Source organism: Nocardioides sp. YJ-D4 (genome assembly GCF_054031495.1).
In genome coordinates, this window is the sequence record NZ_CM132932.1 from 4,726,719 (window position 1) to 4,740,528 (window position 13,810).

The window sequence follows — 13,810 nt, forward strand, 5'->3', positions numbered from 1 at the left end:
CGGCATGGACGAGCTTCCCCCGATCGCCGGCCGCTACCGGCTCCTCACCTTGCTCGGAGCCGGCGGCATGGGCGAGGTCTGGCGGGCGCGTGACACCGTCCTCGACCGCGATGTCGCGGTGAAGCTGATGCGGGACGTGGACGACCCCACGATGGCCGAGCGGTTCCGCCGTGAGTCGCTCTCGACCGCCCGGGTCGTCCACGACGACGTGGTCAAGATCTTCGACGCCGGCAGCGACGACAACGACGTCTTCCTGGTGATGGAGCTGCTGCCCGGGCCCACCTTGGCCGAGCCGCTGCAGCAGCGTGGCCCGATGCCGATCGACATGGCGGTCGAATACACCCGCCAGGTCGCCGGTGCGCTCGGCGCCGCCCACCGGGTCGGTGTGGTGCACCGCGACATCAAGCCCGCCAACCTCATGTTCGACGGTGACGGCCGGCTGACCGTGCTCGACTTCGGCATCGCGTACGCCATGACAGGGGTCGACGCCGGGCTGACCCAGACGGGCCACGTGATCGGCAGCCCGTCCTACCTCTCGCCCGAGCAGGCCTCCGGCGACCCGGTCGGGCCGCCCGCCGACGTCTACTCGCTCGGCTGCGTGCTCTTCGAGATGCTCACCGGCAAGGTGCCCTACTCCGCGCCGCACCCGGTCAAGATCCTGCACATGCACCTCAGCGAGCCGGTGCCGCGCATCACCGACTTCCGGGCGGTGCCCGCGCCCCTGGCTCGGCTGGTCACCCGAATGCTCGACAAGAACCCGGCCGCCAGGCCCTCGATGGACCAGGTCGGTCACGAGCTCGGCTATGTCCTCAGCGGAGCCGACCCCGACGCCACCGACCGGCTCTCCGCCGGTCAGGCGCCGCGGCCGACCCAGGCGATGGCGCCGCGCCCACTCGACGAGCCGATGGCGCTGGCCAACTCGCGCACCGGCGTCCTGCCCAGCCCCGGCACCCCGCCTCCGGTCCGCGGGCCGCGCCCGAGGTCGCTGCGGAAGTTCCCGACCGGCCGCCTGCTCGGCGCGGTGGCGATCGTGATCGCGTGCGTCTTCGCCGCCTCCTGGCTGGCCGCCTACGAGCCCTCTTCCGCCGAGGCCCAGCCGTCCCAGAGCTCCGACAACTCCAGCACCGCGGACAACACCGACAACTCGGACAACACCGACGACTCCGCCGACGAGCCCGTCGACAAGTCGGACAACAAGACCCTCAACCGTCTCGACCGGCTCGACCGCTGGCGCGAGAACCTCGAGGGCTGGAACGTCATCGACGAGGGTCAGTCCCAGGAGTGGGAGGACCAGATCCAGCAGATCCGCGACCTCGTCGAGAAGGGCGAGAGCGCCAAGCGCGAGATGGAGCAGCTCCGCGAGGAGTTCGACAGCCTGAGCAAGGGTGACGGCAAGGACGGCGAGAAGATCCTCGACGGCCTGCTGAAGGGCAACTGACCCCTCGACCAACCGGGCGTGAAGGTGCAGACTTCGCGTCCATGACCCGACTCCAGCTGGCCCGGATGGCGGTCTTCGTCGCCTTCGCGATCCAGGGACTGACCTTCGCCTCGCTGATCACCAGGCTCGAGTCGATCGCGACGAAGCTCGACCTCAGCGCCGGCGACGTGTTCGTGGTGCTCGGCATCACCACCGCGGTCGGGGCGATCGGCAGTGTCGTCGCGGGTCACCTCGCCACCAGGATCGGCAGCGCCGCGACCCTCTCGCTGATGCTCGGCGGGGCCTCGCTGGCCGCGGTCGCGCCCGCCTTCGCGCCGACGATGGCGGCGCTGCTGGTGCTCAACGGCGTCTACGGCTTCTTCCTCGGCGGCGTCGACGCCTCCATGAACATGCAGGGCACGGCCACCCAGGACGCGTACGGACGCCCGCTGATGAACGGGTTCCACGCGATGTGGAGCGCGGCGGCCGTCCTCGGCGCCGTCTATGCGACCGCGACGATCGCCCTCGGCGTACCTCTGGGTCTGGACATGATCCCCATCGCCGTCATCGGCCTGGCCGCCAACCTCGCCACGTTCCGGCTCCTGCTGCCGCCGGAGGCGGTCGACGCGGCGGAGCATCGAGCCAGCAGTACGCAGCGCCCCAAGGTCCAGCTGCCGTGGCTGCCCCTCCTCCTGGTCGCAGTGCCGACGTTCGCGATGTGGTTCATCGACTCGGCGGCCTCCGCCTGGGGCGGGATCTATGTCGTCGACGGACTCGGGGCCGCGGCGGCGGTCGCGCCGGCGATCTACGCCGCCTACCAGCTGGTGCTCCTGGCCGTACGCCTCCCCGGCGACCGCCTCGTCGCCCGCTTCGGTCCCGAGCGGGTGATCCGCACCGGCGGCATCGTCGGGGTCGGTGCGCTGGTGCTGATCGTCGTCGCCCCGCACTGGAGCGTGGCGGCCGTCGGCTTCGCCGTGCTCGGCGGCAGCCTGGCGATGGTCCCTCCGCAGTCCTTCGTCGCCGCCGCGCACATCTCCCCGGGCAACGCCGAGGACGCGATCGCCCGGGTCAACCTCGCCAACTACGCCGGCTACCTCGCCGCCGCCTCCCTGATCGCCGCGGTCGCCGAGGTCTTCGGGGAGCGCTCGATGTTCGTCATCCCGCTGGCCATCTCCGTGCTGATCCCGCTGATGGCGGGCCGCTTCGCGACCCGTCCGGCGCCGGAGTCTCCGGAGACCGTGAAACTGGGTTGATTTCCGTCAGAAATTTCCTCGCCGTTTCTTGACTCATTCAAGAATTGGCGTAGTGTCTGAGGCGTGGGGAACGCGGACTACGAACAGCTGCTGAGAGGTGCCTCCCTGCGCGTCACTCGCCCGCGAGTGGCCGTTCTGGGGGCCGTCACCGAGAACGCGCACGCCGACACCGAGACCATCCTCGGAGCGGTGCGCGAGCGGCTTCCGGACGTCTCCCATCAAGCCGTCTACGACTCCCTCGCCGCCCTCTCGGCGGCCGGGATCGTACGCCGCATCCAGCCGTCCGGCTCGGTGGCTCGTTATGAGACCCGGGTCGGGGACAACCACCACCACGTGGTCTGCCGCTCCTGCGGGGCGATCGCCGACGTCGACTGCGCTGTCGGCCATGCGCCCTGCCTGACGGCATCTGATGACAACGGCTTCACGGTCGATGAGGCCGAGGTCATCTACTGGGGCACCTGCGCGGACTGCAGCCTGTCCCAGGGGTAGAGCCCGCGCCGGCTGAGCTTGTCATCGGCCGGCGCAACACATGTGAATCACAGCGTCTGGCAGCAGCCAGTCCGATCAGAAACGGATAGGAATCTCATGTCTGAAGAGGCCGTGAGCAAGTGCCCGGTGATGAACGCAGGCCGCGTTCACCCCACCGCCGGCAGTGCCAACCAGGAGTGGTGGCCGAACAAGCTCAACCTGAAGATTCTCGCCAAGGACGCCCCTGTGAGCGACCCGATGGGCGAGGACTTCGACTATGCGAAGGCTTTCGAGTCCCTGGACCTGCCTGCCGTCAAGGCGGACATCGCCGCGGTCATGACCGATTCCAAGGACTGGTGGCCGGCTGACTTCGGTAGCTACGCCGGGCTCTTCGTCCGGATGGCGTGGCACGCCGCCGGCACCTACCGCAGTCACGACGGTCGCGGTGGCGCCGGCCGTGGCCAGCAGCGTTTCGCGCCGCTCAACTCCTGGCCGGACAACGTCTCCCTCGACAAGGCCCGTCGTCTGCTGTGGCCGGTCAAGAAGAAGTACGGCAAGAACCTCTCCTGGGCCGATCTGATGGTCCTGGCGGGCAACGTGGCGATGGAGGAGGGCGGCTTCAAGACCTTCGGCTTCTCGGGTGGTCGCGCGGACGTCTGGGAGTCCGACGACGACATCTACTGGGGTCCGGAGAAGGTCTGGCTCGACGACGAGCGCTACACCGGCGACCGCGACCTGCAGGCGCCGCTGGCCGCTGTCCAGATGGGTCTGATCTACGTCAACCCGGAGGGCCCCAACGGCGAGCCCGACCCGATGAAGTCCGCGGTGGACATCAAGGAGACCTTCCGCCGCATGGGGATGAACTCCGAGGAGACCGTCGCCCTCATCGCCGGTGGCCACACCTTCGGCAAGACCCACGGTGCCCACCCCGACGATCTGGTCGGCCCCGACCCGGAGGCCGCGCCGCTGGAGAACCAGGGCATCGGCTGGAAGAACGGCCACGGCACCGGTGTGGGCGCGGACGCACTCACCTCGGGCCTCGAGGTCACCTGGACCTACCACCCGACCCGCTGGGACAACGAGTTCTTCCACATCCTCTACGCCTACGAGTGGGAACTGTTCGAGTCGCCTGCTGGCGCCAAGCAGTGGCGTCCGAAGAACGGCGCGGGCTCCGACATGGTCCCGGAGGCGCACGGTGAGGGCAAGCGCGAGCCGCGCATGCTCACCTCCGACCTGGCGCTGCGCGTGGACCCGGAGTTCGACGAGATCTCGCGCCGGTTCAGGGACGACCAGGAGGCCTTCTCTGACGCGTACGCCCGTGCCTGGTTCAAGCTGACCCACCGCGACATGGGTCCGAAGAGCCGCTACGTCGGCTCCGAGGTCCCGGCCGAGGACCTGCTCTGGCAGGACCCGCTCCCGGCCGAGGGCGGCGCGACCGACGAGGCCGCGATCTCCGCAGCCAAGGCGGCCATCGCCGAGTCCGGTCTGAGCGTGCAGCAGCTGGTCTCCACCGCGTGGAAGGCGGCGGCCACGCACCGTACGTCCGACCACCGCGGTGGCGCCAACGGCGGTCGTATCCGGCTCGAGCCGCAGGTCTCGTGGAAGGTCAACCAGCCCGAGGAGCTCAAGCCGGTCCTCGCGAAGTACGAGGAGATCGCGGCCGCGACCGGTGTCTCCTTCGCCGACGTGCTCGTCCTCGCCGGTGGCGTGGGCATCGAGCTGGCCGCCAAGGCCGCGGGCCAGGACGTCACGGTCCCGTTCTCCGCCGGCCGCGTCGACGCGACCCAGGAGCAGACCGATGTCGACAACTTCGCCTGGCTCGAGCCGGTCGCCGACGGCTTCCGCAACTACGACTCCGGGTTCCTCAACCTCCCCACCGAGTTCCTGTTCCTCGACCGGGCGAGCCTCCTCGGCCTCTCGGCCCCCGAGGCCACGGTTCTGGTCGGCGGCCTGCGCGTGCTCGGCAACAACTGGGACGGCTCCGACCTCGGTGTCTTCACCAAGACCCCGGGCGTGCTGACGAACGACTTCTTCGTCAACCTGCTCGACTACGACCAGCAGTGGACCCCGTCCGCCGACGAGGCGACCTACACCAGCTCCAACGGCTGGACCGGTTCCCGCGTCGACCTGGTCTTCGGTGCCAACTCCGAGCTCCGCGCCCTGGCGGAGGTCTACGGTGCCGACGACGCCAAGGAGAAGTTCGTCAACGACTTCGTCAAGGCGTGGGTCAAGGTCATGGAGAACGACCGCTTCGACCTCAAGAAGTGATCTGAGGCCGTACGCCGCGGCGTACGAATGACACGGAGGCCGGCCCCTTGTGGGGTCGGCCTCCGTTGTCATACCCACCCGGGTAGGATCAACGGCCGCCGCAGTCAGTCGCCTAGGTCAGGTGGAGCAATGGAACACCGGAGCGCCGAGCCTCCGAAGGGTCCGACCGGCCCGCCGCCGTCGTGGCGGCCGCCTCCTCCGCCCGCCGCGCAGGGTCCTCGGATCGCGCCCGAGCCGCCTCGGGTCGTGCCCAGCCGACCGGGTGCGCGTCGGGCAGATCCCAAGCCGTCCGCGGCCCGCGACTTGCTCGCCAAGCTCGAGCCGGCCAAGGCCTGGGTAGCCGAGAAGTGGGCCACCCGGAGCACAGGATCCAGGAGCACCGGATCCAGGAGCACCGGCGGTCGTCCACCGGCCACGACCTGGCGCCGCTGGGGGAAGGTCACGGCGAAGGTGGTGCTGGTCGGGTTCCTGGCCATCGCCCTGATCGGGTCGGTGACGGCGATCGTGGCCTACAACCGGATCACGGTGCCGGACCCCAACGCCGCGTTCGAGGTCGAGACCTCCTTCGTCTACTACGGCAACGGCAAGACCGAGCTCGGCCGCTACCAGGACGGCGACCAGAACCGGATCAAGCTCGAGGCCGACGAGATCCCGGAGACCGTCAAGCACGCCGTGGTGGCCGCCGAGGACCGTACGTTCTACGAGAACAGCGGCGTCGACGTGAAGGGCATCGTGCGGGCCGCCTTCTCCAACACCACCGAGGGCACCTCCGGTGGTGCCTCCACGATCACCCAGCAGTACGTCAAGAACTACTACCTCAGCGCCGAGCGCTCCTACTCCCGCAAGCTGAAGGAAGCGGTCATCGCCCTGAAGCTGACCAGGCAGAAGAGCAAGGACCAGATCCTCACCGACTATCTCAACACGATCTACTTCAACCGCGGCGCCTATGGCATCGAGGCGGCCGCGAAGGCCTACTTCGCGAAGTCCACCAAGGACCTCTCGCTGCGGGAGACGGTCGCGCTCGCGGCCATCCTCAACAACCCCGCCGGCTTCGACCCCGCCAGCAGCACCTTCCGTGGCGAGGAGAAGCTGCTCGGCCGCTACCAGTACGTCCTCTCCGGCATGGTCGAGCTCGGCTACCTGAAGCAGGCCGACGCCGACAAGGTGAAGGACGCGCTGCCGAAGTTCCCCGCGAAGACGGTGCCGAGCCGGCTCGGCGGTCAGCGCGGCCACGCGCTCACCATGATCAAGGCGGAGCTGCTCGGCCTGAAGGGCGCCGACGGCAAGCCGCTGTTCACCGAGGAGAAGATCGACAGCGGTGGCCTCCGGATCACCGCGACGCTGTCGCCCAAGATCATGAAGGCGTCGGCGACCGCGGCCAAGACCGTGAAGCCGAAGAACCGGAAGGCGTACGTCAAGGGCGACCCCGAGCAGAAGAACGCCCTGCACGTGGCGACCGCGTCGGTCGATGTCGAGTCCGGTGCGCTGCTCGGCTTCTACGGCGGCCAGGACTACCTCGACAGCCAGCACAACTGGGCGGCGACCGGTGGTCACGCCGGGTCGACGATGAAGGCCTTCGCCACGGCGGCGGCGATCGCGAAGGGCTACTCGCTGAACTCGACGTGGGCCGGTGACTCGCCGTTCACGACCTACGCCGGCTCCGAGGTCGTCAACGAGGGTGAGCAGGCCGGGATCGCGGACGGGATGGACTACGGCCAGCACATCACCATGCTCAAGGCGATGGAGCAGTCGGTGAACACGGCCTACATCGACATGACCGAGTCGATGGGTGGCCCCGAGGAGGGCCGCAAGGCGATCTACGACACCGCGGTGGCCGCGGGGGTCGCCCCGGCGAAGGCGGACCCGAAGTTCCCGGGGATCCCCAGCACCACCACCGACTTCGACCACCAGACCGACGACCGGATCGCCCTCGGCCGCGCCAACGTCAGCCCGATCAACATGGCCAACGCCTACGCCACGATCGCCAACGGCGGCTACCGCCACGACGTACACGTGGTGAAGAAGGTCCGCGACCGCGCCGGCAACGTCCTCTACAGCTGGAACGGCCGGAAGAACGCCCGGCACGCGATCTCCGAGGACATCGCCGCCGATGTGACGTACGCGATGCAGGGTGTGGTGCAGAGCGGCTCGGGCCAGAAGGCCCAGAGCATCGGCCGCCCGGTGGCCGGCAAGACCGGCACCGGCACCTGCACCAGCGCGCAGTACGTCTGCTCGTCGTGGTTCGTCGGGTTCACCCCGCAGATCGCCACCGCCGTGCGCTACTCGCGCGGCAACGGCGAGGGCAAGCTCGACGGCGGCTGGATGCCGTCCTACTTCGGTGCCGACTATCCCACCGAGACCTGGGCGGCCATCATGGTGAAGGCCATGGAGGGCAAGGAGGTCGAGAACTTCCCCGAGCCCGTCTACGTCGACGGCCAGGATCCCGAGACCGGGCACGAGGAGGAGCTGATCGCTCCGCCCGCTCCGCCGGAGGAGGAGGACGACGGCGAGGAGTGTGACCCGGTCTCGGAGTTCTTCGGCACCTGCGAGGGTGACGGCGAGGGCGGCTGGGGAGGCGGCGGCAACCCCTGGGAAGGTCGTCCGTGATGTGAGATCGGTGTCCACTGATCGAGACGTCGGGTTGGTGGGCTGACGCGGTCTCGGGCACGATCTTCGGCGAAGGTCACGACTGCCAGCGCGAAGCCCCGGCTTGCTGGCGGGCAACCCTCCCACGCGGTGGGGTGCTCCGGGTGACGACCAGGCCCTCGCCGAGGTGGCGCGGGCAAGCGCGTGCTTCGCCGGGCAGCCCTGGGGAGCCATGACCCGAAGGGTGCCCCCATGTCCCTGCTTCCGCTCGTCGGCTCGAACACGCAGGTCCCGCTGCTGGACGGAACGACCACGACGTACGCCAACCTGGATGTCGCCGCCTCGGCGCCGGCACTGCAGAGCGTGGCCGACCGGGTGGCCGAGGTCCTGCCCTGGTACGCCTCGGTCCACCGCGGCGCCGGCTACCTGTCCCAGGTCTCGACCGCCCTCTACGAGGAGTCGCGCGCGACCATCGGCGCCTATGTCGGCGCCCGCGAGGACGACGTCACCGTCATCACCCGCAACACCACCGACTCGGTGAACCTGCTGGCCGGCTGCGTACCCGGCCGGGTGCTCGTCCTCGACATCGAGCACCACGCCAACCTGCTCCCGTGGCGCCGCGTCGAGGCCGGCGTCACCGTGGTCGCCGCCCGGGACACCCTCGCCGGCACCATCGACGCCCTCGCCGGTGAGCTGGCCCGGGACAGCTTCGCCCTGGTCGCAATCACCGGCGCCTCCAACGTCACCGGCGAGGCGCTGCCGGTCGCCGAGATCGTCACCCTTGCCCACGCTCACGGCGCGCGGGTCCTCGTCGACGGCGCCCAGCTGCTCGCCCACCGCCACTTCTCGCTCGCCGCCACCGGCGCCGACTACGTCGTCCTCTCCGGCCACAAGCTCTACGCGCCCTACGGCGCCGGCGCCCTGGTCGGGCGCCGCGACTGGCTCGACGTCGGCACCCCCTATCTCGCCGGGGGAGGGGCCGTCGACGACGTCACTCACGCGTCGGAGGTCGAGCTTGTCGAGACCACCTGGCAGCCCGCCCCCGCACGCCACGAGGGCGGGTCGCCCAACGTCATCGGCGCCGCCGCTCTGGCCGCTGCCTGTACGACTCTCGGCGGCCTCGAGCCCGCCGAGCTGGACCGCCACGAGGCGTCACTGAGGGGGCGTCTCGTGGCCGGCCTGTCCGCACTGGAGGGTGTCGACGTCCTGCGCTTGTGGCCCGATTCCGAGGAGCCGGTCGGGGTCGTCACATTCACGGTCGACGGCATCGAGCCCGGCCGGGTCGCGGCGTACCTCTCCGCCGAGCACGGCCTCGGCGTACGCGACGGCCGCTTCTGCGCCCAGCCGCTCCTCAAGCGCCTCGGGCTCACCGGCGGCGCGGTCCGCGCGAGCATCGGGATCGGCACCTCGGTCGCCGAGGTGGACCGGCTCGTGGCCGGCGTACGTGCTCTTCTCGCGGGTGACGTCCGAGGCGACTACGTCCTCGTCGACGGGGCCTGGACGCTCGCCGAGGACCCGCGCCCGCTCGTCGGCCCGGCCGGCCTGACCCGTCTCGCCGACACCGCCGGCTCCTGCGGCGCCGCCGTCTGAGGGACGCCTGTCGAGGCGTCAGCTACGTCGGCCGAAACGTCAGTTACGTCGGCCGAGTTGGCAGTTGCGTCGGCCGAGTGGGCAGTTGGTGACGTCTCGGCCGACGGGGGCGACGTCTCGGTCGACCGGGGTGACGTCTCGGTCGACCGGCGTGACGTCTCGACGGGATGATTCGGGGCGCTCACGGTGTTGAGAGACTGTGAGTGAAAGAGTGCATGGCGAGCGGAAGGTACGCGGCGGCAAGCTGGTCGTCGTCGACGCGACAGTCTCCGCTGACACGATCATCGACGTCGTCCTCTCGGGCGACTTCTTCCTGGAACCCGACGAGGCGCTGGGCTGGCTGACCGAAGCGCTGGAGGGGCAGTCGGTCGACGCCTCCCTCGACCAGCTGACCGCGGTGCTCGACGTCGCCGCCCGTGATGCCGAGCTGGTCGGCTTCGGCACCCGCGACGTCGCCCTGACTGTGCTGCGGGCGCTGGGACGGGCCACGACCTGGGACGACCTCGACCTCGAGATCGTCGAGACCGGGCCGCTGTCGCCGCGGATGCAGATGGCGCTCGACGAGGTCATCGTCCGCCAGGTCGCCGAGGGTCGCCGCGCCCCCAACCTGAGGTTCTGGGACTGGGCCAGCAGCGCGGTCGTGATCGGCAGCTACCAGTCGATCTCCAACGAGGTCGACGAGGCCGCCGCCGAGCGTCACGGCATCGAGGTCGTACGCCGCATCTCCGGTGGCGGCGCCATGTTCATCGAGCCGGGCAACACGATCACCTACAGCCTCGCCGTCCCCGACACGCTCGTGGCCGGCATGTCCTTCCAGGAGTCGTACGCCTTCCTCGACGAGTGGGTGCTGCGCGGCCTGCGCAGCGTCGGCATCGAGGCCGCCTACGCCGGTCTCAACGACATCGCCTCGCCGGTCGGCAAGATCGCCGGCGCCGCGCAGAAGCGGATCCCCGGCGGCGTCCTGCACCACGTCACGATGGCCTACGACATCGACGCCGACAAGATGCTCGAGGTGCTCCGAATCGGCCGGGAGAAGATGTCCGACAAGGGCACCCGGAGCGCTGCCAAGCGCGTCGACCCGATCCGTTCCCAGACCGGGCTGAGCCGCGAGAAGGTCATCGACGCCCTGCTCTCGGAGTTCGAGCAGAGCTTCGGGGCAGCGTACGTCGGCTTGGATCAGGCCACGATCGACGAGGCCGCGGCGCTGGTCGAGAGCAAGCACGGGACCTCGGCCTGGCGCGCGAGAGTGCCCTAAAACTTGGACTCCGCTGCTCGGAGCGTTCCTTGGATGAGATGGGGGGGTCCTCATTCACGACCGACATCACGAGCAGCGGAGCGTCGCCAGTTTGGCACGCTCGAACTTGTCGTCGCAATAGGTGAGAGCCCCTCCGGCGATATTTTCTGTCGGTCGATCCGCAGGGCAGAACTCATGGACTATCGAAAGTGCCTTTCTAGAGGACTTCGACCCTGTCTCCGGCGCCGCGCGCGGGAGTATGGCCGGGCTGCGTATGACGATGGCGGCGGTGGTCGGCTACCCTGGACACATGCAGATGTCTGTCCTGCTTCTTAGGCAGCCGCGCTGACCCTGAGGGACACACCCCGGTCACGCGGCTACCCCTCCATGTGAGGGGCCCTTCTTATTTCTAGGGATCGTTCCAGAAGCAGTCTTGACGCACGACACTCGACAAGGACGAAAGACCAATGACGCAGGAGCAGGCCGAGCACGCGACGTACGACGTCACCGAGCTGCAGGACAAGTGGCGCCCCATCTGGGAGAAGCTGGAGCCGTTCAAGGCGGGCCAACGCGAGGGGGCCGAGAAGCGCTACGCACTCACGATGTTCCCCTACCCGTCGGGTGACCTGCACATGGGCCACGCCGAGGTGACCGCGCTGCACGACGTGCTGGCCCGCTACTGGTGGCTGAAGGGCTTCGACGTCCTGAACCCGATCGGCTGGGACTCCTTCGGCCTGCCTGCCGAGAACGCCGCGATCAAGCGCAACGAGAACCCCGCCGGCTGGACCTACGCCAACATCGAGACCCAGGCGGAGTCGTTCAAGCGCTACGGCATCTCCTTCGACTGGTCGCGCCGTCTGCACACCTCCGACCCGGAGTACTACAAGTGGACGCAGTGGATCTTCCTGAAGCTGTACGAGGCCGGCCTGGCCTACCGCAAGAAGTCGCCGGTCAACTGGTGCCCCAATGACCAGACCGTGCTGGCCAACGAGCAGGTCGTCAACGGCGAGTGCGAGCGCTGCGGCGCGGTGGTCACCAAGCGTGACCTGACGCAGTGGTACTTCAAGACCACGGCGTACGCCGAGGAGCTCTACAACGGCCTGGACCAGCTGCAGGACACCTGGATCGGCAAGGTCGTCAACATGCAGCGCAACTGGATCGGTCGGTCCGAGGGTGCGCACGTCGACTTCGAGATCTCGCTGACCACTGGTGGGACCAAGAAGGTCACCGTCTTCACGACGCGCCCCGACACGCTGTACGGAGCGACCTTCATGGTCGTCGCCGCCGATGCCGACCTGGCCAAGGAGATCGTGGCCCCGGAGCAGGCTGCTGCGCTGGAGGGCTACCTGGAGGACGTACGCAAGGCCTCCGACATCGACCGCCTGGCGACCGACCGTCCCAAGACCGGTGTCGACCTGGGCGTCACCGCGACCAACCCCGTCAACGGCGAGCAGATCCCGGTGTGGGCGGCCGACTACGTGCTGGCCGACTACGGCACCGGCGCCGTGATGGCCGTCCCGGCCCACGACCAGCGCGACCTGGACTTCGCCAAGGCGTTCTCGCTGCCGGTGCGCCGCGTCGTCGACGTGCCGGGCGCGGACAACCCCGAGGAGACGTACGTCGCGACCGCGGGTGACGGCGCGTACGTGAACTCGCCGGAGCTGGAGGGCGTCGCCGACAAGGCGAGCGGCATCCACAAGATCATCGAGAAGCTGGAGGCCGAGGGCCACGGCAAGGGCACGATCAACTACCGGCTGCGTGACTGGCTGCTGTCGCGGCAGCGCTACTGGGGCGCGCCGATCCCGATCATCCACTGCCCGGTCGACGGTGAGGTGCCGGTTCCTGAGGCCCAGCTGCCGGTGCAGCTGCCGGAGCTGAAGGGCGCCGACCTGAAGCCGAAGGGCGTCTCGCCGCTGGCCGCGGCCTCGGAGTGGGTCAACGTCACCTGCCCGAAGTGCGGCGGTCCGGCCACGCGTGACTCGGACACGATGGACACCTTCGTCGACTCGTCGTGGTACTTCCTGCGCTACCTGTCGCCGACCGACGAGACCCAGGCGTTCTCCTCGGAGCTGGCACGCGAGTGGGGCCCGGTCGACTTCTACCTGGGCGGCGACGAGCACGCTGTGCTGCACCTGATGTACGCCCGCTTCTTCACCAAGGCGCTGCGCGACATCGGCCTGATCGACTGGGACGAGCCGTTCTCGGCGTACCTGTCTCAGGGCAAGGTCATCAACGGCGGCAAGAAGATGTCGAAGTCGCTGGGCAACGGTGTGAACCTGTCGGACGTGCTGGAGGAGTTCGGCGTCGACGCGACCCGGCTGACGCTGGTCTTCGCCTCCCCGCCGGAGGACAACATCGACTGGGCCGACGTCTCCCCGGCGGGTTCGGTGAAGTTCCTGCAGCGAGCCTGGCGCCTGGCCGGAGACGTGACGTCGTCCCCGGGCGTCGACGTCTCCGGTGGCGACGTCGCGCTGCGGCGTACGACTCACAAGACCGTCGCCGAGGCCGAGCAGCTGATCGAGTCCTACCGGTTCAACGTGGTGGTGGCTCGGGTGATGGAGCTGGTCAACGCGACCCGGAAGGCGATCGACTCCGGTGTCGGTCCCGCCGACCCCGCCGTACGTGAGGCCGCGGAGACGGTCGCGATCCTGCTCTCGCTGGTCGCGCCCTACACCGCCGAGGAGATGTGGGAGCGTCTGGGGCACGAGCCGACGGTTGCGCGGGTTGCGTGGCCGACGGTCGAGCCCCACCTGCTCGTGGAGGACTCGGTGACGGCGGTCGTGCAGATCAAGGGCAAGGTGCGTGCGCGCCTGGAGGTCTCGCCCTCGATCTCCGAGGCCGACCTGGAGGCCGCCGCGCTGGCCGACCCGACGATCGCGGCAGCGATCGAGGGCCAGACCGTCCGCAAGGTCATCGTCCGCGCGCCGAAGCTCGTCAACATCGTCGTCTGATCGGCTCGGCTCGCGCTGTCGAGGCGATGGGTCGATCTGTAGG

General features: G+C 69.1%; 8 protein-coding genes and 1 riboswitch. All 8 genes read left to right on the forward strand.

Annotated elements, in window-relative coordinates; genetic code table 11:
- Positions 1-4 precede the first annotated feature (4 nt).
- The 8 genes from ACW14X_RS22655 to leuS all read left to right on the forward strand — a co-directional run bounded on the left by ACW14X_RS22655 (position 5) and on the right by leuS (position 13,767).
- Positions 5-1,438: a protein kinase domain-containing protein gene (locus tag ACW14X_RS22655; protein WP_457163395.1), complete on the forward strand. Its 1,434-nt coding sequence runs from the start codon at positions 5-7 to the stop codon at positions 1,436-1,438.
- A 41-nt stretch (positions 1,439-1,479) separates the two neighbouring features.
- On the forward strand, positions 1,480-2,670 hold the full coding sequence (locus tag ACW14X_RS22660; RefSeq protein WP_457163396.1) for an MFS transporter: 1,191 nt from the start codon (positions 1,480-1,482) through the stop codon (positions 2,668-2,670).
- A 63-nt stretch (positions 2,671-2,733) separates the two neighbouring features.
- Entirely contained in the window at positions 2,734-3,159 is a 426-nt protein-coding gene (locus ACW14X_RS22665) for a Fur family transcriptional regulator (RefSeq protein WP_160028146.1), read from the forward strand.
- A 96-nt stretch (positions 3,160-3,255) separates the two neighbouring features.
- On the forward strand, positions 3,256-5,406 hold the full coding sequence (gene katG, locus ACW14X_RS22670; RefSeq protein WP_350840038.1) for a catalase/peroxidase HPI: 2,151 nt from the start codon (positions 3,256-3,258) through the stop codon (positions 5,404-5,406).
- A gap of 129 nt (positions 5,407-5,535) precedes the next feature.
- A complete protein-coding gene (locus tag ACW14X_RS22675; protein WP_457163397.1) occupies positions 5,536-8,013 on the forward strand; it encodes a transglycosylase domain-containing protein in 2,478 nt (825 codons plus the stop codon).
- Between the two features lie 74 nt (positions 8,014-8,087).
- Positions 8,088-8,201: riboswitch (SAM riboswitch) on the forward strand.
- 43 nt (positions 8,202-8,244) lie between these two features.
- Positions 8,245-9,582, forward strand: a complete 1,338-nt coding sequence (locus ACW14X_RS22680; RefSeq protein WP_457163398.1) for an aminotransferase class V-fold PLP-dependent enzyme — start codon at positions 8,245-8,247, stop codon at positions 9,580-9,582.
- Positions 9,583-9,781: 199 nt separating this feature from the next.
- Positions 9,782-10,837, forward strand: coding sequence for a lipoate--protein ligase family protein (locus ACW14X_RS22685; RefSeq protein WP_457163399.1), 1,056 nt, complete (start codon positions 9,782-9,784; stop codon positions 10,835-10,837).
- 446 nt (positions 10,838-11,283) lie between these two features.
- A complete protein-coding gene (gene leuS / locus ACW14X_RS22690) occupies positions 11,284-13,767 on the forward strand; it encodes a leucine--tRNA ligase (RefSeq protein ID WP_160028154.1) in 2,484 nt (827 codons plus the stop codon).
- The last annotated feature ends 43 nt before the right edge of the window (positions 13,768-13,810 follow it).

Coding starts and splice junctions, on each gene's coding strand:
- ACW14X_RS22680 (WP_457163398.1), top strand. CDS start 8,245: ATGTCCCTGCTTCCGCTCGTCGGCTCGAACACGCAGGTCCCGCTGCTG.
- leuS (WP_160028154.1), top strand. CDS start 11,284: ATGACGCAGGAGCAGGCCGAGCACGCGACGTACGACGTCACCGAGCTG.
- katG (WP_350840038.1), top strand. CDS start 3,256: ATGTCTGAAGAGGCCGTGAGCAAGTGCCCGGTGATGAACGCAGGCCGC.
- ACW14X_RS22655 (WP_457163395.1), top strand. CDS start 5: ATGGACGAGCTTCCCCCGATCGCCGGCCGCTACCGGCTCCTCACCTTG.
- ACW14X_RS22675 (WP_457163397.1), top strand. CDS start 5,536: ATGGAACACCGGAGCGCCGAGCCTCCGAAGGGTCCGACCGGCCCGCCG.
- ACW14X_RS22660 (WP_457163396.1), top strand. CDS start 1,480: ATGACCCGACTCCAGCTGGCCCGGATGGCGGTCTTCGTCGCCTTCGCG.